The organism is Paenibacillus baekrokdamisoli (genome assembly GCF_003945345.1).
In the GTDB taxonomy this organism is placed as follows: Bacteria; Bacillota; Bacilli; order Paenibacillales; family Paenibacillaceae; genus Paenibacillus_Z; species Paenibacillus_Z baekrokdamisoli.
The window spans coordinates 5,486,286-5,509,727 of record NZ_AP019308.1 but is presented as its reverse complement, the minus strand read 5'-3'; the positions used below and the strand labels follow the sequence as shown (position 1 = coordinate 5,509,727).

The window sequence follows — 23,442 nt, the reverse complement described above, 5'->3', positions numbered from 1 at the left end:
TCCCAATTAAAGTTCGTCGTATTCTATAGCGATCATTTGATGGCAATCAATAACGGGAACTTGATACTGAATAGAGTTTCCGGTCTGGGAGAAGGCGAGCTCTTCCTGCTGCGGAACCGTATATACACGTCTGACGGTCTCGCTCAATTGAAGCTTAACGTCAATCTGATAGAGCGGCGTAATATCTTCAATAACTTCTTTGTCCTTGCCCCGTTTAACCGGAAATGCGTAGAGAAGATGATTGATGTACCGAGACTCCTTCTTCTGATGCTGAACCGAGACAACACCTTGTGCAGGCAGATTTGTAGACAGAATTTTTTGGTCGCCAAGCAGCCTGTTCAGTGCGAATAGGACAACTTCCTTCACGAACAAGCTTCCATTCTCTGCATAATCCTCAAACGCATCCCATGCCAGATAAATACCGTTGCCACTCTCAATCAAGCCTGGTCCGGCATTGTTACGACTGTTCGGCGTGTGTGTGAAGTAATAAGCATGCAGGCTTCTGTTAAAATAAGGGTCTTCTCGATAGCCGAGTTCCGTTCCACCTTTTAATGAAACCTTCTGTCCTTGCGAATAAAAAACAAACGATCCTTCCCCAAAGCTCGGCAGCGGTTCATTCGGCTTGTAGAAATCAGGCCGGAACGGATTAACGCTCACCCACTCCACTCCGAGATCAAGCGCAAACGCATCTCCAGTTACATTTAAACCCGATTCACCTGTAGCAAATATTCGCCCGCCTTGCTGCACATAGATCCGCAATTTATCGCCGAGCGTCTCCGTAATTCTCACTCTGTCCGGTAAAATAATAACCTTATAAGAACTGAAATCGGATTCCAGATCCACGATATTAAACAGGATGTTCCCTTCTTGAAGAATCCTGTAAGCTCCCGTGTCCGACAGTCCCATACGGGCGTGCTCGGGTGCCGTAGATTCCAAGGAAAGAATAGCAACGTCCGCGACATTCTCCACATCCATGCACCATGGTTCCTTCGCTTCCACTTCCCTATAGGCTTCGCCCACCATTTTGTAAACAATCGGATCCATCATTCCATCAGGATGTAAATGATCTCCTACAGAGCAAAGTGTCCCATGTGCCAAACACAAAGCAGACTCGAAACGGATCGCGTTCGTATGCTTGTAACCGCCGAACTCGCCCCAGTTCATATGGAACCTGCCGGTCATTCCGACCAACCGTTTATTCATTTGTTGGAAATACCTCGCCGATATTGGAAAATAGTCATATCCCCAGCCGCCTGAAGGCAGCGACTCAACTTCTAGGTGATTGTTCATGGCAATCATATCCCGACGCCCTGCTCGAATTCCGCTATTGTGAAAGATATCAAGGTTCGGCTTGATCATCCATACTCTTTCATTTAATTGTTTTGTATAGTTCGCATATACCCGTTCAGCCAATTCCATATTATCGGCCTTATTAAATGGATCCTTGCCTTCTTCAAGCAGCTGTGCCCTACAAATATGACAATAGCAAGCTTTCGGATATACGATGTCCAAGAATAGTCCGTCCGCGTCGTATTTCGCAACCACTTCTTCCGTTAACTGAAGAATATGCTCCAGATAGGGAGAGTTGAAGCAAAAGGTGTGCAGTCCTGGCTCCTTGAATCCGACATCATAGAAAGTCTTTTCATTCTCATCGCGAGCCAACCACTCTGGATGCTTCAATGCCAGATTCTCGCTCAGGCCGACATTGATATACACAGGTGTCTTAACGCCAATCTCATGTGCGGCTTCAATCATCTCGCCCAATAGATCAAACGTCAGACCGGGATGCTTATCGAACTTCTCCGTATCGTAATAGGCCCATCCGTGAAAGCATTTAGCAAACAAATTAATGGAATCGACATGGCCAAGACGAAGCATTTCCTGAAACTGATGCTTGGAGAACCGTTCTCCGATCTTAACCGACCCATGATTATGGAAATCCAAATGGATTTGACGAAATCGCATATATTAACCCTCCATTTTACATATGTTATTATTCCTTGACGCTTCCCATAACGATTCCCTTCATGAAGAATTTCTGTAGAAATGGATATACCAGAAGAACGGGCAATGCACCGAGGAATATTTGAGCTGACTTAACCGTCCTGTCGGAGACGTTCCTCAACATTTCCGTATTGAGGTTCGTCAAGCCTGTAAACGTTTTGTCAATCACGATCGTCTGCAAATAACTTTGCAGCGGGTAATTCTGAGGTGAATTCATGTAGATAAGCCCATCAAACCAACTGTTCCAATGCCCTACCATAGTCAGCAACAGAATCGTAGCTAAAGCCGGAGTGGACAAAGGGAGGAATATTCTGAATAATGTCGTGAAATGTCCTGCTCCATCTATGAAAGCCGCCTCTTCAAGCTCCTTCGGCAGCCCCCTAAAGAAGTTAAGCAATAGGATTGCGCTGAATACTGGAACTGCCCCGGGAAGAACGAGTGCCCAAAGCGAATCCAATAGACCCAACGACTTAATGATCATATAAGTTGGGATAAGCCCGCCGCTGAACAACATCGTAAAGACAAAAAACCAAGCGTAAAAGGTACGCGATTTAAACTTTGTGGATTCCTTAGAGAGCGGATACGCCAATGTCACCGTAAGTAAGAGATTGATAATAATCCCCAATCCAACGCGTTGCAACGAGATGAGGAACGAATGGATAAATCCAGCCTGATCCAAAACGTAAGCATAAGATGTAGTGTTAAGCCCGATCGGCCACAACCTGACAATACCTGCGGAAGCAGCGGCGTTAGAACTAAGGGACAGGGCTAGGACATGAATCATCGGCAGTATACAAAGAATAGAGATCATGCATAGAAAGGTATAATTGACGATTTGAAAGCCGATTCTCCAACCGGAATCCCGCATAATCTTATGGCTCCTTTCCTAGAAGATACGGTATTTCGCAAATCGGTACGCGAGAATATAAGAAACGGAAATCAGGATAAAGGAAACAATAGAGTTAAATAAGCCTATTGCCGTAGCTGGACCAAACTGTGCGCTAAGTAAGCCCATACGATAAACATAAGTGTCGATAATATCTCCACTCTCGTAAACCTGCGGATTATAGAGAACGAATACTTGATCAAAGCCTGCATTGAGCACGCTTGCAAGACTGAGCGTTGCAAGTAGAATGATTATAGGTCTCATCCCTGGCAGCGTAATATGCCAGGTTTGACGTATGCGATTGGCTCCGTCCATTACTGCCGCTTCATATAAGACAGGACTAATGCTCGTCAAAGCCGCTAAATATAAAATCGTGCTAAATCCAAATTCCTTCCATACATTGGTGATGACAAGCACATAGGGAAACCAATGATTATTCCCGAGAAAATAAATGGGTTGAAATCCAATCGCTTTGATCAAGGAGTTCACGATCCCCACCGAAGGCGACAAAATATCAATCAATACACCGCCCAATATGGTCCAGGACAGAAAATGCGGCAAATAAATGAGGGTCTGAATGGAACGTTTGGAAAATTTATGGAGTACTTCGTTAATGAGCAGAGCGACGGTAAGGGGGACAATGAGCCCCGTGATAATTTTCATTAAAGCGATGAATACTGTATTCTTCAGAACTAGGATGGTATCGGGTAAGCTAATCACGTATCTGAAGTTGTCTAACCCAACCCATTTAGATCCTGTAAATCCTTTGGTCGGAATAAACTTCTGGAAAGCGATTACGATACCCATCATAGGACCATAACAGAATATAAGGACTAGAATCAGACTCGGTAAAATCATAAGATGCAGCGGCCAATTCGCTAGTTTCTTGGACAAAGTCCGATCACCTCCACCTAAAGCTGGGTTCCTATTTGCCCATTGGAAAGGGAGAGAGCGAATCTTTCTCTCCCCATTGCGTAAGTTCGTTTACTTTTTCGTCTTGTACCATTTGTTCACGTCTGCCAAAACTTCACTTCCGCCAAGCTCCAACCATTTCTTAGTGAAGTTATCGAATTCGTCCACTGGAGCAAGTCCAAGTATAATCTTGGTGAACGTCTCCGCATGCAATTTGGTCAGTACAGGCTGCTTCTCAACCATTGAATCAAGTGGTGCGGTTGTAAATTCATCCGTGACATATAGATCGTTCTGACGATAGTAATCGGAAATAGACATTGTTCCACCTTTACTGAAAATCTGGGCCCAACCCCAATTCGTCTGATCGCCTTTTTGAAATTTAAGTATTTTCTCGTAGACACCCTTTTCTTCAGCATTCAGCTTAGAAGTATCCTTGCTGTCCAGCGCCGCAATGATCCGTCGGCTCTCGTCGACATTCTTAAACGCTTTATAGGCAGCGATGTTGTTAAGCAGCCATATCTGGTTGCCGTCTTCCGAGCTATTAAATTTGCGTTGAATCTCATCCGACGTGTTTTTGTAGAACGTTTCGTTCCAGAAATCAAGCATCTTAAGAATAGCTTCAGGATGTTCAACGCCTTTTTTCACGACCCAGTAGCCATCAACGCCGAGCACTGTCTGCGATTTGGCCGGAGTAGAGTCCACCGAGAAAATCGGGAAGGCTTTCCACTCCATGGATGGATCCTTGTCTTTGCCGCCCTGAAGCGGAAATAAAGGGGTATAATACGGACCATACATCATGCCGATCTTGCCATTAGAAATCATCTCGTATACTTTTGTTGTATCTTTCGCGCCGAACTCTGGATCAATTTGCTTCGCTTTGAATAATTGTTGCAGCTTGCCCAGAGCTGCTTTTACCTCCGGCTGAATCGTTCCGGAAGTTAGGTTGCCCGAGCTATCCTTGAGGAAGAAATTCACTAAATTCGACGCAAAGCTGCCGGGGTAAGCATGGAAGCTGTTGAAAAACCCCGTCAGAAGAATAAAGTCCTTGTCGACAGCTAACCCGTAAGTATCCTGTTTTCCATTATTATCCGGATCCTGCGTTGTGAACGCCTCGCTGATCTTATAGACATCTTCCATTGTCTTCGGTTCCGGAAGATTCAATTTCTTCAGCCAATCCGTGCGAACGTATAAGGCCTGTGCGCCTTCCCGGCTAGGGGTGGTGAACGGAATACCCATTAGTTTGCCATCGATAGTTGCAGAATCAAGTGCCAAATTCCCTTCTTCGGTCAGCAAGCTTTTTACGGAATCCGTAGCCTGTTTAGCATAGACATCCGTCAAATCGGCAAGCAAGTCCGCATCAGCCAACTGTTTAAATTGTGTCGCAGTGGCACGGAAGAAGTCGGGGATCTCTCCGGATACGATCGTTAGGTTCATCTTCTGAGCATATTGACTTGGGTCGACAGACCACAAGGTTTTAACCTTGATTCCGTATTTCTCCTCGTAAGCACGAGTCCATACATTGTTCTCCATGGAATCACCATCTGTGAACTTAACGGTAATTTCCTGTGGTTTTACCGTTGTCAGCGTAATAGGCGGATCGTACTTTCCGTCTGCATTCATTCCGTTAGTTTCGCTTGCTGTAGGAGATGATGGAGTTGACGCGGTGCCGCTTGCTTCACTGCTCTGAACTGGAGATTGTGCGTTGTTCCCTTTATTGTTGCTACAAGCTGTCAGTACCAACAAAATAGCTGCTAGCGTGAATCCGATCAAACGCCTGCTTCTTCTTTTCAATTTCTTTTCCCCCTCGAACAAATTTATACAGCCCTTCTTTGAATTTGAAGCATGCTTCTGTGCTGTCGCACCCTAAGCACCCTAATCATAGTGGCGAAATCCCTGACCTGGAAAGGCGCAATATCGGTCATCCTATTCCATTTGTACCTAAGTCTTCAACATGAGCTACAATTGAATAACTATTTACTTAATGTGTGTCGATCACACGATTACATGACGCTAGAGCTTGATGGATTGTGCGGTGTTCTCCCGGACGGACTCTTTGGTCAATTGCTTCTGGAGGACATATCTTGAAATGAGGATACTCACTTCATAAAGTCCGATTAGCGGTACAGCCACGATTAATACGGAAATAACATCAGGCGGTGTAATGAAGGTAGCCAACACAAGCAGCAACATATAAGCATATCGGCGAACCTTGCCAAGAAGAGTAGGGTTCAACAGCCCAATTCTCGTTAAGAATAGAATGACAATTGGCATTTCAAATAATAATGACAGTGGCAAAATGATATTAAACATGAATGAAAAATATTGGGTGATTCCATAGGTTTCCGTCAGCCCCATGCTCTCATTAAATCCCGACGTAAAATGAAAGGCTAGGGGAAACACAATAAAATAGGCAAAGCTAAATCCGACTAAAAAGAGAACAATCGTATAAGGAATATATCGTAAAGTTGCTTCCCTTTCCCTCTCACTCAATCCAGGTTTGACAAAGAACCAAAGGCGATAGAATGTAAATGGAATTGTCACTACGAGAGCGAGAATGAATGAAAAATGCAAGTAGATTCGAACGCCATCCCATGGAGCAAAGGCGTTCCATTGAATAGTTGAAGCCGGCTCTGTCTTTTTCAAATATTCCAGAACCGGACTTGCAAGAAAAAAACCAACGATCATAGTAACTACCAGTACAATCGTAATCCATATGATGTGCTTGCGAAGCTCTCCCAGATGATCAAATAGTGACATTGACCTATCCTTCATAGGATCACCTTTCCATTCCTCCCGATGACTTACTTTCAAGATTCTCTTTCTCAAGCTGCACAGGGGAATGTAATTCTTCCTCAGCTATCATCTCTCTAGTTCCCTTTTTAAATTCTTTTAACGTATTGCCAACTGCACGACCTAATTCGGGAAGTCTCTTTGGTCCGAAGAATAGAAGAGCAACGATTACCAATAATACGATTGTGGACGCGCTAAAATGTGGCATTGCAATCATCTCCTTAGATATCGATTTTTCCAAAACCTTTCCATGTTCCCGGACTTCCCGCAGCAGTACATACCCAACCCATTACGCCACCTGCAGATGGAGCTGAATTTCGTACAACATCATCCTGTTCCCAGTATCCCGTTGTCGGATAAGACGTTGAACGGAAATCAACTTCGCTTCCTATCTCGAACCGGTCTAGCGAGGAACCAACTAAAGCCATAACCGGGAACGCCACATTAGCTTTGCTTCCCGAGCCCAGCTTCTGAAAAGCGCAAGCCAGAGAGGTAGCATTGCTGGGAACAGGAATAAGAATGGATTTATACTGCCACTTCCCTGTTCCCGCTGCAGCAATAGTGTCTCCATGGGGAGCTACTCCGTCATAAGTTACTATCTTGACATCATTCCCTGTAGCAGCTTTAACCCAAGCCCCAAACCAAATGAGTTTCCCCTTAAGCTCAGGAAACTTCGTTGCTACATCCACGAAGCTTCCCCACCACTCGTTGCCCTCTGTAAGCTCAAATGATGGATAATCACTGAGCCTTTCTTGTGATTTAAGCAGATTGCCCAAATAAGTTTCGGCCATACGTTGATAATCGATAAAATTAGGGTTGTAGTAATTTTTTGATCTCGTATTTGAAATCTCAATCAAATGCCCGCCACTAACTGCAACTCCGTTATCTACACCGATTAGTTGTACATCCGACTTGCTATTTCCTCTAATAGAAACGTATCCTTTGACAATACTAGTGAGTCCATTGCCCCATATCGTTAATAATGAATCCGTTTTGGACGTATCAAAACAATGCACATTCTCAATGGTTACTTTGTCCAGGTAGTTGCTGAATACGAAGCTCGTGTTATTAATTCCGCCATTATCTACCCCTGCACTATTCAAAGGTGACCATTCAATACCGCTTATCTTCGCGCATTCCACTGGCTTCGATGGATCGATTCCGATTATCGTCGCTCCTCCACCAAGCAGATGAATATCACTCTTGATGTTGATCGGCGTAACGTTCTGCGCATCCGTATAATTAAATCCAACTTGTGCATTACGCTCGAAATAACTATCAACAATATTAATATTTTGTATATCGTAAGCAATAATTGCTGCCACCTTGTTATGCTCGAGTGTACTGCTACTAATAGTAACATTCATCCCGTTTCCGACACGCATGCCGATCCCGCCATTAGCATAAATCTCACAGCATAGTACAGTTAGGTTATTGTTGTAATAAGGGGTTCCAAAAGCTTCAATTCCATTGCCCGCATTGGCTACGATCTGACAGTTTTGAAACTTATTGTTCCATCCATTTATATGGATGGCTACGACCCCAGTTCCCGTAATAAATAGATTAATGAAAGCGCTATGATTAATATTATTGTAAAAAATAGCAGAGTCCGCATTACCTTCCCCGGCAAGAGAGATACTATTGAATTCCATTGTATCCGCATTTGTTCCTAAGAACATGGCATGCAGAATTGAACCATTAGTCCTTGCCCTTATATAGGTAACATATTGTCCTTCGCCCCGTACGCTAACCACTTGAGTTGGAATGATAATCTGCGCGGAAATATAATAGTCCCCCGCCGGGAAAAAGACACATCCTGGACGAGTAATCGCGTTGAATGCCGCTTGTATAGCTGCCGTACTGTCCGTCAACGATTTAGCTCCAAACCAGCATACATTGAATGCTCCGCTGAATTGCCTGTTCCAAACCCCTCCGCCGGACGCTGCAAATACTGTCCCGCCATTCGGAGTCCCTGTACTGGACCAACTAAAAATACCGCCTCGCAGAGGATCGGCTACGATAACGCAAGTATTCGTCCCACGAGAATAGGCTAGAAGCGCCGGGATATCGGCTACGGAATCGTTCAACACATCTGCATGAGCCTTTCCCTTCAACACATCCGCGTGAGCCGTTCCCATACCTCCCGGAAGCAGTGTCCCCGCAGCGATGGCTACACCCGCAATACTGAGCGAAGCAAGCATTTTTCGACGGCTAATCAAGCTTTCTCCGACAGCTTCATCCTGTTTCACATTCGCTTCATCCTTCATTCCCACATCAACACGCTCCTCTATGATTGGTATTCCTATTGGCCTTCAGGAAGGCTTGTCCCCATAATAGAACCAGCATGACATACTTTGAAACACGCAATATCCGGCTTCTTATTCCATTTATCCTCAATCATTAGATTTTCGATATTCGTACTCGAATGAATAACAAGTGAAAAAATGAAGGTTTCATTTCTGAGATGAAATCGATTATGATAATTCTACTCAGCTAGATTAAGGAGTGTTAGTTATGATAACTTTCCTGCAGAAGAAACGGAATTCGTTTTTCTTCAAATTGCTTTTAAGCTTTCTAATTATCGTGATGATCTCTTTCATCTTCAACCTGCTTTCCTTTAATTTCTTTCAGAAAACGTTGCGAACGGAAATTATTAAATACAATAAGCTGACTATGAGCAATACCGTTAATAATTACGAAAAGCAGTTTCGGCTGCTAGACGATATCACCACAAATCTATATGTTGGCACCGACATGTCCATCCTTAAGAAGAAAAATTCGGATTTTATCGCCATGAACAGTTTGGCTGCGGAAATAAATGCCATTCTGTCCAACTACAACAACCTCAATTTGGAAAACCTATTTTTCTATAATAGTAGTCTATCTTTCATTATTGATAAAAAAGGGTTAAATAGTATTCCTGAGATGTTCGAGAACTCTTATATTAACGCTGATTATAACGCTGACTTCTGGGAAAAACAGATTGAAGAAGATTATCATATGCGGATTTTTCCGGCCGCGCGGTTCCAGAAGCGTAATTTCAACGGAAAGATTGAGGACGCGGGGCTCTACTTTCCCATCATTATCAAGAACGTTTTGCAGAAGCAAAGCTACATTGCCGCGTTTATTAACGCGGATGCCATTTACCTGAACTCTCACTTCTCTACGAATGACTTATTCTTTATAAGCGATGATAAGGGAACGCTTTTTTTCAACACGCCTCAAAGTAAAGCGTTTACAAATTATAAAATTACGCGAACCGAGCAGGCTTATGACTCCTCCAATCACAATTACTACTTCTACCAGAAAGGTGAAAAATCTAATCTCATCTATATAAATGTTACTCCTAACCAACAAATCGCCTCCACCGTATCCCGCCTGAGTTGGATATTACTTATTCTATTCGCCTTGTCTTTAGTGCTCAGCCTGCTCATTTCCATTCTGTTCAGTATACGATTCAAGCTTCCTGTCCAACGTATTCTGGATTCGTTGCAAATGATGAATCCTAATTTTCATTTAAGGAGTACGATACGAGAATATATTCAGATTGGCGATAGGTTGAAAACGATCATCAACTCTAATCAAAAAATAAATCAAGACCTTCAGATGAAGGATTCCCTATTGAAGACCTATGGATATTGGAACAAGGTGAAAAACATCCCTCTCGGCAGCAAGGACATGCAGAGCCTGATTGATTCGACCAAGCCCTTTTATTTTATTATGTTTCAACTCCAATCTGCTCACCCTATTCATGAAACATCGCAGGACATGCAAACTACCGCACACTTCATGGAGATAATCAATTTGAATATCCAATGTAGCTTCATCCAATCCGAAATATTGCAGATTGAGAGGGATTTAATCGTTGCGATTATTTTCAGTGAGAACGACTTACAGGATCAACATAAGTTGACTGAAACACTACATATCCTGACGGAGAAATTTAACCAGCAGGAGCAGTATTACATTACAATCGCTACCAATCTACGGTTGCAAAATCCCAGCGATTTTACAGTGGCCTATGAAGAGACTTTGGAGATGATTCGTGAACGCAAACTAAATGCGGATATCCAGATCATTACCAAGCTTAGCCATGTACAGAACCGGTTTCAGATTGCACCTCCCGAGCTAATGAAGCTGTCGGCTCAGATCGAGGCGGGCAACACTGCAGATATTCTGCAGTCGATCCGCCGCATGCTGCAGCGTCTGAGCGTCAATGGCATAGCCCTTGAATACAAGCAAATGGCCAGTGATATTATCTCGCAGATTTTACTTAACCTGATGTCACAAAAAATCGAGGTCGGGGAATTGCTTGCTGAGCTGACTCCCTATGAACAAATAAAGGAGTTCGTATCTGAAGAGCAATATCTTACCTTCTATATCTCCTTAGTTGAGAAAGCCGCTTCTTTAATTAGCATCAAAAATGCTGGCAAGGATCCTATTGTCGACTATGTTATTGCTTATATTGAGCATCATAGCGGTGGAGATATCAGTCAGGAGGCCATCGCAAGCAAGCTTAATTTATCCATCAGATATATGGGCAAGTATATTAAGAACAAGACAGGCAAAACTTTTAACGATTATCTCGAGGACGTTCGCATTCGTAAAGCAAAAATAATCCTTATGGAAACCGATGATAAAATTCAGGAAGTAGCCAATAAAGTCGGATATCACAATGCCAATTCCTTCACCCGTATGTTCAAACGAATTACCGGACTCACTCCTGGAGATTACCGGGCACAATCCTGGCGATCACCGTTTAGTGAAACGGATGGAGAAATAACGCATCGTATAGCTCCTCACATCGATGATAAGGATTTAGGTTAGCCGTTGCTTCGTGAAATCGTGGAAAAGTACGTACAACAAACAAAGTCGACAATGATGTATTGTCGACTTTGTAAGAAAAACTGAAGTGGGCGGTTAGCCCCTTCTTCCTTTATTGCTCCACGACGACCATAGCATATCCATTCACCTTCGGTAAGGGAATGCGAATATAGCCATCCACAAGATCATAAACCAAAGGTTCTTTCCCTGGTGCCAAATAGACGCTCGCGGCATTCTCCCCCTCAAATACACGATCCCGTCGGCAAGCGTCTGCACATCTTCGATCACGTTGTATTTGCCTCTAGATTCCGGATGAGTCAGCTTGATATGAATCATACGTTTGTTTTTCTTCGTCGTCACCGTCACGCGCGCCGTCGTCGGAATTTCTTCGCATTTGATCAGGGGCTCCGGCAGCAGCTGCCTCAAGCTGTAGCCAATCATATACTTATGGACGTTCGCGGCATACTCGATATATGCACCGAATATCGGAAAGCAGAACTGAATGATATTACCCGACCTCGCCACCGCTGGACGTCCGGCGTACTTTTCCGGCGGCGTGTAGAAAGTGGCGAGAAAGCCGTCCCATTGACGGTTAAAGTATGGCTGCCAGTAATCGGCGATCGCGTGTGCGCCTTCCTTTGTCTGCAGCAGAATCCCCTGTTTATAGATCCCACACAGCATGTCCGGCACTTCTCCATTTGTATCCTCAAGCATACGGAAGTACGAGCTGTTCCACGAGTCTTCCCCTTCGTAGGCCATGTTCCATTCTTCAAGCGCAAACGCCTCGCCTTCGGGATTCAAGCCCGAATGTCCTGAGCTGATAATCCCGCCTCCCGCAGCGATATAAGCTTCCAACTTAGGCTTTAGCACTGGTGTTACCCTCACGTTATCCGGCAGGATGATCACCTTGTACCTGGACAGGTCATGATTCTCGTTGATGATGTCATAGGTGATCTTCAACTCACCCAGCATTCGCACCGCGCCATTGTGACATTCGTCTAGCTTGCCGCCCTCCAGCGTCAGAATCCCGATGTCGGCAATAGCCTAGCGTTGTCCGTCCACGGTTCGTATCTTTCAAGCTCCTCATAAATTTCACCGATGACATCGTACACCGCCGACTCCAAGCCGTCACGAGGATGCATGTGGTCCCCGATTGACGTTGGTACGCCATTGCTGAGCGCATCCCAGCAATCATTCAGCAGTGACGCCTTGCTTTTCAAGCCGCCGTAGTCCCCCCAATTGACGTTAAACCGTCCGGTCATGTAGAATACTTGCTGTCCCAAATTGCGCGCATAAGCGACTTGAGCCGGGAAGAAATCGTAGCTCCATCCGCTTGGCAGACATTCGAGTTCTACATGCGTTCGCAATCCTTCCGTATCAGCGTGATCCAAGCCGTTCAAATATAGGAACTTGTCGGGACCGACAATCCTTTTTACTTCCCGGGAGAAATCGAGCAAGGTTTCCTTGGCGAACGCCAGTACATGCTCGTCATTCAATGGATCCATTCCACGCTCGCGCACGCCTTCCAGACACTCATTGCCATAGCATGGATTAACGACCATACAATCCAGGAAAAACCCTTCCACCGGATATCGCTCCGCCACTTCGCGGATCATGTTCAACAAGTGATCGCGGTATCCCGAACAAAAGCACATATTGCGAAAGAAGTTCGCCGTTCGGTCGCCGTAAATCACTTGGCCTTCCTTGTTGACTACCGTCCAATCACGGTGCTTCCTGGCCATCTCGTGGTCCAAGCCCGCATTGAAATAGGCAGTTACGCCGATATCCACCTTGCGGCATTCCTTGACGATCTCCCCGAACATATCAAATTTAAGATGCGGATGAACGACTCCGATTTCTGTTGGATAATAAGCAAACCCGATATTGCACTTGGCAAAGACATTCACATATTCAACGTTTGCATCCTTTAACGTCTTTGCAAATGCCTTCGCGCTGAAATTCGCCCCGAAATCGGGAATGTCCGGCATAGTGTGAAAATCGATGTGTATGGCTCGTTTAATCGTTCTTATGTAATAATCTCCTCGTCATATATTTCTATAAATAAGGGCAAGACTGAACACATCGGTTTTGCCGCCAAATAATTAGCTGATCAGACTGTACGTGAACGTTGAAATTAACAGGCATAAGGCAATAAATACTAAGCCTGCTTTACGGAAAGTCTTCTCATCAAATAAACACCTCTGACTTACTCATTATCCAAGCGGTACAACCGGAATCATCGATAACAAGCTGTTCTCCGGAATTGAAATCATATACCGGGAATCCGCTTCGGAAATAAAAGTAACACCCCTGCGCTTTCGCGGTATATAGACCATTTTCCAGCGGATAGATAAAAAGGAAGATGCTCCGTTTTTTTAGACGATAAACGATTAGTCCGCAATAGATATTTCTCCTCATGGCCTCTCAGAACGGCCGACATCCTGAATCGTCTTGGTGCAATGACTTCCACATATTTGAAACAAAAAGAGGCTGGCCAGTGAAGTCATCATCGGCAGCCTCCTCTTCATTTGTTCATTTATCTTTATGTTGATTGAACGCAAAGTGCTTCAGAGGGCAACAATCCCGAAGAAGATCCGCAGCGAGCATATTTTCAGCCGGAACAGCTTATTTAAATACTGTTTAGCTGACTGAAAATAGTAACCAAAAAAACCTAATACCCGCTAGGAAGTGCATAAAGCTTTCCTTCTCCCGGTGCAAACTGAGCTGAGATAACTCCTGTTGAAGAATTATAATTTGTGCTGACTTCCAGTCCCGTAGTCTTGGATACTTCCGTTACTGTTGAAGGTTTAGGATTAATATTAAAAGTAAATGTAACGGTACTTGTATAAGATTTATTAACTGCCATAATGTACTTTCTATTACTTGAATTTATAAAGTACGAAATAATAACATCATCACTGCTGTTATTAGTTTTCCAGAAAAAATCTGTAGGCACACTGCGCGTTCCTGTATTCAAACTGCTAACCGAATGGAATATATCTTGTGAAGTCAATCCCATCAAAGTAGGACCTAAATTCTTTATCTGTGCATTTAACGTCTGTACAGGAGTATATAAGTCAGTCTTATTCCCGGTTCGGTTTATAATAGCATCACTAAATTCCGGAATGTTTGTTGGAGTCCACCATGTAAACCAAGATAAACCTTTCAATCCGTATGCAAGACTTGTAAACACATTCCATCTCATTTGGTTTTCGTTAGGACGGGTCATATAATTAGCAATACCTACTGACTGTAAATAACCGCGTGTACTGATATTCGTCTTTAGTCCCTTATCTCTTAATAACTCAAGATTTAAGAAATAACTATCAGTTAGATCTCCTAATGTCGAAAATGGATAAAAGTCATTGGAAATATTTTTTAGACTGGACGGTCCGATCGTATCTACCCATTCATCCAAATAGTCTTGATAATCTGAACTGAATATACATCTAAAATAGAGATCCCAAGTTTGCGCAGTACCGTTTTTATACCCGCTACCATCTATATAAGTCTTTAATGGGGAGTGAACCACATAAATACTATTGTTTCCTCCACCATTATGTGTCAACTCTAAGTAATAGGTAGTATTTGGTTTTAGAAATCCATTCATATTAAACCTTGGAAACCAACCATTGTTTGATTTATCTGAAATTGAATCTTTAGCAAATACTTCTTTCTTCGAAACGCTATCATAAACCGTCAAAGTCATCGTCTCACCTGTTGTCCAGGTACTTGGATCCACATACAATTCTACACTATATAAGTTTCTATCTAAGTCTGCTGGAGTCTTTATCGTTTGACCCACCGCATTGGAGGTACTTACAAAATCCCCATCGCCGAATGTAGAGTTCATAACAATCTTATCTTTAATAGCCGGACTTCCATACACCCTAAAAACAAAATCATTGTTTAATACTAACCCATTTTGATAAGCAGAACCATCTGCATAATTGTTCGTATTTGAATTCCATACCCAACCTACTGAGTTGTTTCCGCCGCCATTATGTGTTAATTCCCAATAATAACTTGTGTTTGCAGAAACATTGCTAGCCAGCTGAAATTGGGGATAGTCTCCATTATTGGTGGCCGTCAACGTACTTGATGCAATTAAAGTCGTTTTTGAAGATGAATCCCATAATTTCAACGTAAGAGCTTCGCCGGCACCCCATGAACTGGAATCAACCATTAACTGTATCATATTAATATAAGTACTGTTTAGAGGGGTCTTGAACGTTTGTCCTAAACTATTTGTACTTGTTACATTGTAACCTGTACCCTGTAAAGTCTGAGATGCTAATAAAGGCATTTTCAAGCGGTCTTTCCCATATATCCTGAAATAAAAATCACTATTAGGTGCTGAAGTGCCATTTGAATAAAGATTACCATCTGTGTAGGAATCATAATTTGTATAGTATACAGGCCCTATCAAATTATCTCCTCCCCCATTATGTGTAATTTCCCAATAATATGTGGTGTTCGCCGACACATTTGCGTTTAACTTGAATCTCGGATAATCGATATTATTCGTTGATTGTAGCGCATTGGAAGCGATTAGAGTTGTTTTAGAAGGCGAATCCCATAGTTTCAATGTAAGAGCTTCACCAGGTGACCATGAGGTACTATCAAGATGCAACTCAATTGAATCTATATTAGTAGTGAATGCTGTAGTCTTAAAAGACTGACCTAGAGGCCGCCCGCTAGTAACAGAAGTGTCGACAGTATATCCTTGATTCTGTTCAATTAAAGTCGTTTTTGCTTTTGTGTACCCTGAAAATACCCTAAAGTAAAAATCCCAGCTCTGCCCACTATTATTTACATACGCAATACCATCCGGATAAACATCAGCGGTAGATCCAACTACCCATCCAACCGTATTGTTTCCACCGCCATCATGGGTTAATTCCCATTGATAGGTCGTATTTGGCGATACGTTAGCCATAAGTTCAAAACTCGGGTAATACCCATTATTTGTAGCGTTCAATGTACGTTTGGCAAGCCAAACTGTCTTATCGGCATTCCATAAAGTTAATGTCAGATTTTCTGCGGGACTCCATGTATTGTAATCTATTTTCAATTCTATAGACTGAATATAGCTGGTAGTTGCAGATGTTTTAAAACTTTGTCTCAACAGCTGATTGCTTTGAACGAATGTACCATTACCTACTTCAGTTTGGGCTGTTTCCACAACCGGAAAAGTCTCCAGATCGGAATTACTGTAGCTTCCAAGCAAATTTGCATAAGGCACAATATCGGGTTTGTCATACAAATATCTATTGTAAGCTCTTGCATAACCCTCCCACCTAGAGGCAGACGGCTCGTCTCGGATATATAATCCCTTTAATGCACTGTGATTTTTGTAGTCGTTTACAAAAGCATCGATTTCAGCATTTGTTGCACTATCAACATTCCTGACTCTCGCATCGGAAACATGATATTTCAATCCTCTTTGACTGCTTAAATCCATAGCTGTAATATTTTTCGCTACTGTGTCTATTGTTGAATCAAAAGCGTTAACATTAAATACTTCGTTTATATTTGCATCGCTTATTAAATCGTACTGCGTAGCATTTGTATAATCCGATGGTGGTGCATAGTAAAAACCGATCATGAAATCTTCGGCAAAGGCTGTCCTGGCAGTTGTAACAAACAACGCGGCCATCAAAAACAAGGTGAGTACTTTAGAAGATAATTTTTTCATTATATTCACTCCCTTATATGTAATTGATCTCAGTCATTCCGGCTGCCCACCATGAATGTAATCGCATACAAGTTCAGGCTATATCGATTACAGCCAATTGAAAATATGGTGGAATGAAACCGAATAGGAAAATACGAAATAAAGCCTCCGGCATCAGTAGCATGAGGAAGCGGTGGCCAGCCGCTTAAAACCTGCCTTCTCCTTACGTCGTTTGCAGCCAATGGCAATAAGGATAACCGTTCGGCCTATTAACGTTATCCTGCTCGTGAAATCCAATACTATTGATAAATATAGAAAGTTTAATGCACCTCTAGTGAGTATCTCCTCGCTTAACCCTTCACTGCCCCCAAAGTCGCGCCTTCCATGATTCTACGCTGCAGAAAAATATACATAAAGATAAGCGGGATCATCGTGATCATGAGTCCAGCGAACAAGGTAACCCAATCGGCCTTATATTGCATAATTTGACTCGCCTGATACATGGCGACACCAATCGTATACTTATCCGGGTCTCCCAAGTAAATGAACGGTCCCAAGAAATTATTATACAAGGCGAGACACTTGAATATGGCCACCGTAACGATCCCGGCAGTAGACAGCGGCATAATGATCTTGAAGAAAATCTGGAAGATCGATGCCCCATCGATCGCGCCGCTCTCTTCGAGCTCCTTCGGCAGAGATTGCATAAAGCCGCTTAGCATCATCAAATAAAACGCGCTTTCGCTGAAGCTGTCTAGAATAATAATCCCGGTCAGACTGTTCGTCAGATGCAAATCACGCATCAAAATATACTGAGGGATCAATGCATTGATTCCCGGAAGAAACAGCGACAGCATGATAACTGCCCACATCAGCTTTCTCCCTCTAAACTCCAAGCGAGTCAGAACGTAAGCGTTAATGGCCGTCAAAAATGTACCGATCACTAGGCTTGCACCAACATAGTAAACCGTATTGACCATGGCGCTTCCGATTCCGTATTTATGCCAAGAACCTTTATAGTTCGTCCATTGCAGATCTCTCGGTAGATTCCATACGCTTTGGAAAAACTCCTGATTTGTCTTGAGCGATTCATAGAATACCCAGATCATAGGAAACAAGATCGTCACCGACCAGATCAGGAGAATGATGTACCACCAAGCATCGACTATCGTTCTTCTCTCTCTCACTGCTGCCCCTCCCTAGTATTCGGAATCCCGATTTGTCGTGAACTTATCGATCACAAGCTTGACTACAACTAGAATAACGAACAACATCATCCCGATCGCCGATGCGTATCCATAATTGTGAACTCCCGTACCGAACGCGATATTGAACATATATAAACCGATTACATCCGTCGAGCCCGAGGGTCCTCCGTTCGTTAAGATCAAGATATTCTCGAAACCCTTGAACACGCCTAGCATTAAAAACAAAACGGCAACTCGGATAATCGGGGTCATGAGCGGGATGGTAATCTTAAAGAGCCGCACCCGGTGGCTTGCCCCTTCGAGAATCGCCGCTTCGTAAAGCGATTTCGGAATCGTACCCATTGCATTCAAGAAAATAACGAAATAGAACCCTACCGCACCCCAAACGGAAGGAGGAATCGTCGCCCACAAGGCGGATTTCTTCTCACCTAGCCAATAATAATTTCCGATATCCACTCCGATCAATCGCAGCCCGGCATTCATCAAGCCAAAGGATCCGTCATACACGAAGGACCACAGCAAGGAAACGGCAACCAGAGAGAGTACATTCGGGAAAAAGAACAGCACTTTAAACACCGAATTGAATCGATATCCTTTATTCGCCAGCAAATACGCAAGGATGATTGAAATGAAAACAACAAGTGGAGTAACGGTTACCATAAGCAGCATGTTATGCCAGAGCGCCCGCCATACATAGTCGTCTTGTAACATCTCTTTGAAATTGTTCAAGCCGACATATACGGGCTCTTTAATTCCATCCCAATCCAATAAAGAATAATAGGCCGATAACAAATTCGGGTACAACGTAAATAAAATGTATCCTCCGAAAGCGGGAAACGTTGCCAGTAAAATAAACAATCTCTTCTGAAATTTGGCTTTCTGCTTCCAGTGCTGACTTGGTGGTGCTGTTGTGTGCGCGACAGGATTAGGCAGTTCATTCATCGTGAAGTCGCTCCTTTACTATTCACGGAACGCTAATTCCATCAGCGCTCCGTGATGGTTTCTTATTAAGTGCAATGATATCGGTCTATTATTTCTGTGCGGCAATTGCTTTAGCAAGCAGATTCTCGGCCTCTTGTAGCTTAGGCTGCGGATCTTGCTTGCCTGAAGCGATATCGTTCACGGTCTCTTCAACAAGCTTTCTCGCCTTTTCTGAATTGGGATCAGTGAGCGTAACACTGCGCGATTCGCTCGTACCCTTGACGTTATTGTTCTTCAAGTATTCCAGAACGGCTTTCGGAGCATCCTGCAGCTTTTCGACCAAAGCGGCATCATCCATAAAGTCGGTACGAACCGGCAGTCCTCCCGCTTCCTCCGCAAAGCGTTGTTGCACATCCAGATTCCACAGCCAGACCAAGAACTCTTTCGCCCACTTCTTGTTTAATTCCGGTTTAGCTGCCCAGGTGTAATGGCCTCCGCCCGCATAGCTTTGATAATATTTGGTGCTATCAGGATTATCCCCCATCGGCACCAGCATAAAGCCCCATTTAAATCCATCAGGGATGGAATCTTTCATTTCGTTCTGGACCCATTCCCCTGTCGAAGCCAGTGCAGCTTGACCTTGCAGCAGCTGCATTTGCGATTGTGTGTGGGTCAATGCTGCCACTCCATCCGGGAATGCTTTTTTCTGACCGAGTTCGTAAATCCTGTTATATACGTCCAAGCTTTCTGGTGATGCATAGAATGGCGCTTTGAAGTTTCGATAGTCATCATTGAATTTATCCAAATTTCCGTTTATCTCGGCGATTTCAAACATTTTTGCTATTCCGATGGAAAAGTCCAGGTATCCCGGATATTTACCAGGGTATGTGATCGGAATAGTTCCCGCCGCTTTGATCGTATCGATAAGCGCCTTAAATTCGCTCCAGGTTTTCGGATTCTGATTCCAACCGTTTTTCTCGAACAGAGCTTTATTGTAGTACAGACCTGTTATGCTCTGCCCGTAAGGAATGGCATACATTTTACCCAGGATGAGGGTTCTTCCTTCATAAATGCCCGATTGGAGCTCCTTCAACGTCTTCGCTTCATTGTCGAGCGCTTTATGGTCCCACAGATCGTCCTGAGGCTCCAGCTTGCCTGCTTCCACAAGGCTTGTCGCCATTGCGTTGGCATTGCCGCCTCCTGGTAGGAGATTCGAGAAAATATCAAACATATCGTCATCGTTTTTAGCCGCTATTTTCGTAGCGGTAATCGTATCGATTTTAGGGGAATAAGTCGTATCGAAGCTTACGTTCGGATACTTCTTCGTGAATGTTTCAATCGCGTAATCGATCCATTCCCTCCCGCTGGCGTTTTCCCAGTAGCCGAATTTCAAAGTGACTTTCTTGTCTTTAGGAAGTCCATTCTCTGGATAGACGTTGGACTCGCTACCATTGGTGCTCGCATCAGAGTTTACTGTCGAGTTTGTTGGTGCGGTTGTGGATTCTTGATTATTGGGAGCCTGAGAATTGTTCTTGCCATTGCTGCAAGCAGCCGTCGTAGATACAAGAAGCAAACAAGTCAACGATAAACCCCACATCTTAGCTTTGTATTTCATAGATGAACCCTCCCGATTGTTTTGTTTTGACTTCTCATTTCTCTACATCCTTAATGCTCTCTTTCCTCCGTTCCGAAGCAGCTATTCATTGGTTCCGCGCCTCGCAAATAAAAGTAACACCCCAGCACTTTCACGGTATATAGATCATTTGCTGCACATAGATGAAAAGGAACAAGCTGCGGTTTTTAGGCGATAGACGATAAGTCCGCAATAGACTTTTCTCCTCATCGCTATTTATTTTGTGAAAAAAAGAAGCCCGCAACACCATGCAGGGCTTCAAATTGTACGATTATTCTTTCGATATTGTCCTGGGGTTTCACCGGTATGCTTCTTAAATACGCGAATGAAAGTCAGAGACTGATCATACCCGACAGAACGGCCGATATCTTGGATCGTCTCATCTGTTTCCAAGAGCAATTGTTCCGACTTCTCCATTCGGATATTGGATACATACTCAACAAACTTCATCCCGAATGCCTCCCGGAAGAGGCGGCTTAAGTATTTGGCATTTAATCCGAATTCATCGCTAAGATGGGTGAGAGATAGATCGGGGTTGCTATAATTGTCGACGATGTACATTTTGACCTGATGCATGAGCTGATGTGACGACTTACTTTCGCGCAGTTTGTTGAGCCTATCAAAGGCAGCCTTCAGAATATTATAAAAGGTCTTATATACTTCATCCTGCGTTTCTTCTTTAAGAGCCATCAGCAATGAAGGCTGTACATCCCGAATCCAAACGTTGTTTAACTCCTCGGTCAGCTCAGCCATTTCCTTCTGCAAATATCCAATCAGAACCTGCATAAGACTGGATAGATCATCATGGGTATAGAGCTGATCCTGGAGCGTCTGATACATTTCCTGATAATAGTATTCCCACTTCTCGTCTCCAAGCCGGAACGATTGACTAATGATTCTAAAAACCTGCAGTTGCTTGAATAATTCACCCTTCGGCTTGGAAACCACATGATTGGGCGTAATAATCCGGTTCATTCCCAATGATGACTTGTAACCCACCGCATTAACCGCTTCCCGGAAGGATTCCGAGGTCAGCTCCAATTCATGGAACAGATGACCTACCCCTATCGTCACTGTAAAGTCCAAATTATTGGATACCCAATCCCTTAGCGTCTCGCAGCATTCCAGTACTTCCTGCTGGCTTTCCTGATGATGAAATAGAAAGAGAACCCCCATCTTGGAATTAGAAATCCATTCGGTCCATACGGTAAAAGGCTTGTTCTCGACTAATTCTTTCACTGATGCGCCAAGGATGTATTTCAGCAAATGCTGATCGCTCCCGTATTGGATCACAAATTCCGCGTATTGATCGATCTCAACAATCGCGACGAGCGAGCCGCTCACAGGTTGATTGATTCCAAGCCGCGATAATTCTTCTTCGAGAGAATTGCCAAAGTTAGCATTGTCATTCGCGTCTTCCATTAAGCTAAGAAACAGATGTCTCTTGTGGTACACGGACAATTCTTTGTGCTGCTCCTGAAGCATATTCGATTCATCCAAAAGCTCTTCGATCGAAGATTCAATAAACTTGAATTCATCAACCTTCTCCGTCTTTGGATGAGTAGGAGAGTCTTTGCGTGCACCTGAAATCATGTTCATTAAAGTAAGAACCGGCTTGTATTGACGCCTAGACACATAGATAATCCAGGTCAAACCGGCAATAACAATTACCGAAGCAATAGCCATCCATACGTAGAATAGGGAGGACACAAACTCCAGAATCCCGCCGTTAAGAGTGCCGCTGGATATGATCCAGCCTGTTTGTTCCGAAATAGAAGAGGATAGAACTGTGCCGGCCCTCATACCGGATGTCTTTCCATCGGCATCTGCTTCCGTAGAGACAATGAGATTGCCGTGTTCATCATTGAGATGCACAAAGGTTGAATTATTGTCGGTCATGCTGGCAATCCATCCAAGAAGAGATTCGGTTCGGACATTGACGATCAGGATGCTTAAATTGCTCAGATTCGTGTTTTTGGCCAAACTAATTACTCTTCGGGTGTTGTTGCCATCGGTAATTTGGGGCTCTACGGATCGGTATGTCCAATGGTACGGAACGCGGCTGTTCAAGGAGAAACCAATGAATTGGCTGTCTGTAAAATCATTCAATTCAGTAAGCGTGGACGGAGTAAGGATGATTCGATCCGGAGTTCGGTACAAATAGATGGAGTCAATAGTTGGATTGTTCTGCAGCAGCTCCTTTAATGCTGAAGAAGCTTGGATATCCGTATAGTGACGGTTTTCCTTAGGATTGTCCGAGAAAAACTGCTTGATCTTCTCATTATTCTGTATTTCATATACCAATAAGGAATCTATGTCTGCAAGCTTGCTGTCTATCAGCTTTGATATATTGTGAGATAGTGCATTATTCGCCTTTACAGAAGCCTTCTTGGACATTTCACTTAAGGTAAGGAAGGTCATGAGCAGCAGGCTTAACGTAATAATAAAAAAGACCGGCAAATAGGAGAGCAATAGTCTATTAAACCAATTTGTCTTCATAGCACTCCTCATTCCTCTCAATAGCTAGCAAAATTTATTATCCAGAAGTCATATATTTTCTATAGGAAATAACTTAACATATTAAATA

General features: G+C 43.5%; 15 protein-coding genes. 1 reads left to right on the top strand and 14 read right to left on the bottom strand.

From position 1 onward, the window contains the following. Positions 1–6 precede the first annotated feature (6 nt). The 7 genes from EKN16_RS24235 to EKN16_RS24205 form a co-directional block, all read right to left on the bottom strand. On the bottom strand, positions 7–1,965 hold the full coding sequence (locus EKN16_RS24235; protein ID WP_125663141.1) for a family 10 glycosylhydrolase: 1,959 nt from the start codon (positions 1,963–1,965) through the stop codon (positions 7–9). Between the two features lie 28 nt (positions 1,966–1,993). Beyond that, positions 1,994–2,872 (bottom strand): carbohydrate ABC transporter permease, encoded by an 879-nt coding sequence (locus tag EKN16_RS24230; RefSeq protein WP_125663139.1) that lies wholly within the window; start codon positions 2,870–2,872, stop codon positions 1,994–1,996. 18 nt (positions 2,873–2,890) lie between these two features. Beyond that, the gene (locus tag EKN16_RS24225; protein WP_125666617.1) at positions 2,891–3,748 is read right to left on the bottom strand and encodes an ABC transporter permease; all 858 of its coding nucleotides are present in this window, start codon (positions 3,746–3,748) and stop codon (positions 2,891–2,893) included. A gap of 126 nt (positions 3,749–3,874) precedes the next feature. Continuing rightward, positions 3,875–5,593 (bottom strand): extracellular solute-binding protein, encoded by a 1,719-nt coding sequence (locus tag EKN16_RS24220; protein WP_125663137.1) that lies wholly within the window; start codon positions 5,591–5,593, stop codon positions 3,875–3,877. Between the two features lie 219 nt (positions 5,594–5,812). Next, the gene (tatC, locus tag EKN16_RS24215) at positions 5,813–6,559 is read right to left on the bottom strand and encodes a twin-arginine translocase subunit TatC (protein ID WP_232015994.1); all 747 of its coding nucleotides are present in this window, start codon (positions 6,557–6,559) and stop codon (positions 5,813–5,815) included. Between the two features lie 19 nt (positions 6,560–6,578). Continuing rightward, complete coding sequence (locus EKN16_RS24210; RefSeq protein ID WP_125663133.1) at positions 6,579–6,800, bottom strand: twin-arginine translocase TatA/TatE family subunit; 222 nt, start codon at positions 6,798–6,800, stop codon at positions 6,579–6,581. A gap of 13 nt (positions 6,801–6,813) precedes the next feature. Then, complete coding sequence (locus EKN16_RS24205; RefSeq protein WP_232016584.1) at positions 6,814–8,859, bottom strand: right-handed parallel beta-helix repeat-containing protein; 2,046 nt, start codon at positions 8,857–8,859, stop codon at positions 6,814–6,816. A 247-nt stretch (positions 8,860–9,106) separates the two neighbouring features. Between EKN16_RS24205 and EKN16_RS24200 the strand changes: the two genes are divergently transcribed. Continuing rightward, positions 9,107–11,419 (top strand): helix-turn-helix domain-containing protein, encoded by a 2,313-nt coding sequence (locus EKN16_RS24200; protein WP_125663129.1) that lies wholly within the window; start codon positions 9,107–9,109, stop codon positions 11,417–11,419. A 141-nt stretch (positions 11,420–11,560) separates the two neighbouring features. On the opposite strand, the gene EKN16_RS24195 is transcribed toward EKN16_RS24200, so the two are convergent. The 7 genes from EKN16_RS24195 to EKN16_RS24160 all read right to left on the bottom strand — a co-directional run bounded on the left by EKN16_RS24195 (position 11,561) and on the right by EKN16_RS24160 (position 23,354). After that, the gene (locus tag EKN16_RS24195; RefSeq protein WP_125663127.1) at positions 11,561–12,388 is read right to left on the bottom strand and encodes a beta-galactosidase trimerization domain-containing protein; all 828 of its coding nucleotides are present in this window, start codon (positions 12,386–12,388) and stop codon (positions 11,561–11,563) included. A 47-nt stretch (positions 12,389–12,435) separates the two neighbouring features. After that, on the bottom strand, positions 12,436–13,404 hold the full coding sequence (locus EKN16_RS24190) for an alpha-L-fucosidase (protein ID WP_125663125.1): 969 nt from the start codon (positions 13,402–13,404) through the stop codon (positions 12,436–12,438). Positions 13,405–14,087: 683 nt separating this feature from the next. Then, entirely contained in the window at positions 14,088–17,114 is a 3,027-nt protein-coding gene (locus tag EKN16_RS24185) for a hypothetical protein (RefSeq protein WP_125663123.1), read from the bottom strand. A gap of 329 nt (positions 17,115–17,443) precedes the next feature. After that, complete coding sequence (locus EKN16_RS24175; RefSeq protein WP_125663121.1) at positions 17,444–18,280, bottom strand: carbohydrate ABC transporter permease; 837 nt, start codon at positions 18,278–18,280, stop codon at positions 17,444–17,446. A 12-nt stretch (positions 18,281–18,292) separates the two neighbouring features. Beyond that, positions 18,293–19,243 carry a carbohydrate ABC transporter permease gene (locus EKN16_RS24170; RefSeq protein WP_125663120.1) on the bottom strand — a complete coding sequence of 317 codons (951 nt, stop codon included), beginning with the start codon at positions 19,241–19,243 and terminating at the stop codon, positions 18,293–18,295. 88 nt (positions 19,244–19,331) lie between these two features. Next, positions 19,332–20,837 (bottom strand): ABC transporter substrate-binding protein, encoded by a 1,506-nt coding sequence (locus EKN16_RS24165; protein WP_125663118.1) that lies wholly within the window; start codon positions 20,835–20,837, stop codon positions 19,332–19,334. Positions 20,838–21,113: 276 nt separating this feature from the next. Continuing rightward, on the bottom strand, positions 21,114–23,354 hold the full coding sequence (locus EKN16_RS24160; RefSeq protein WP_164522979.1) for a helix-turn-helix domain-containing protein: 2,241 nt from the start codon (positions 23,352–23,354) through the stop codon (positions 21,114–21,116). Positions 23,355–23,442 lie beyond the last annotated feature (88 nt).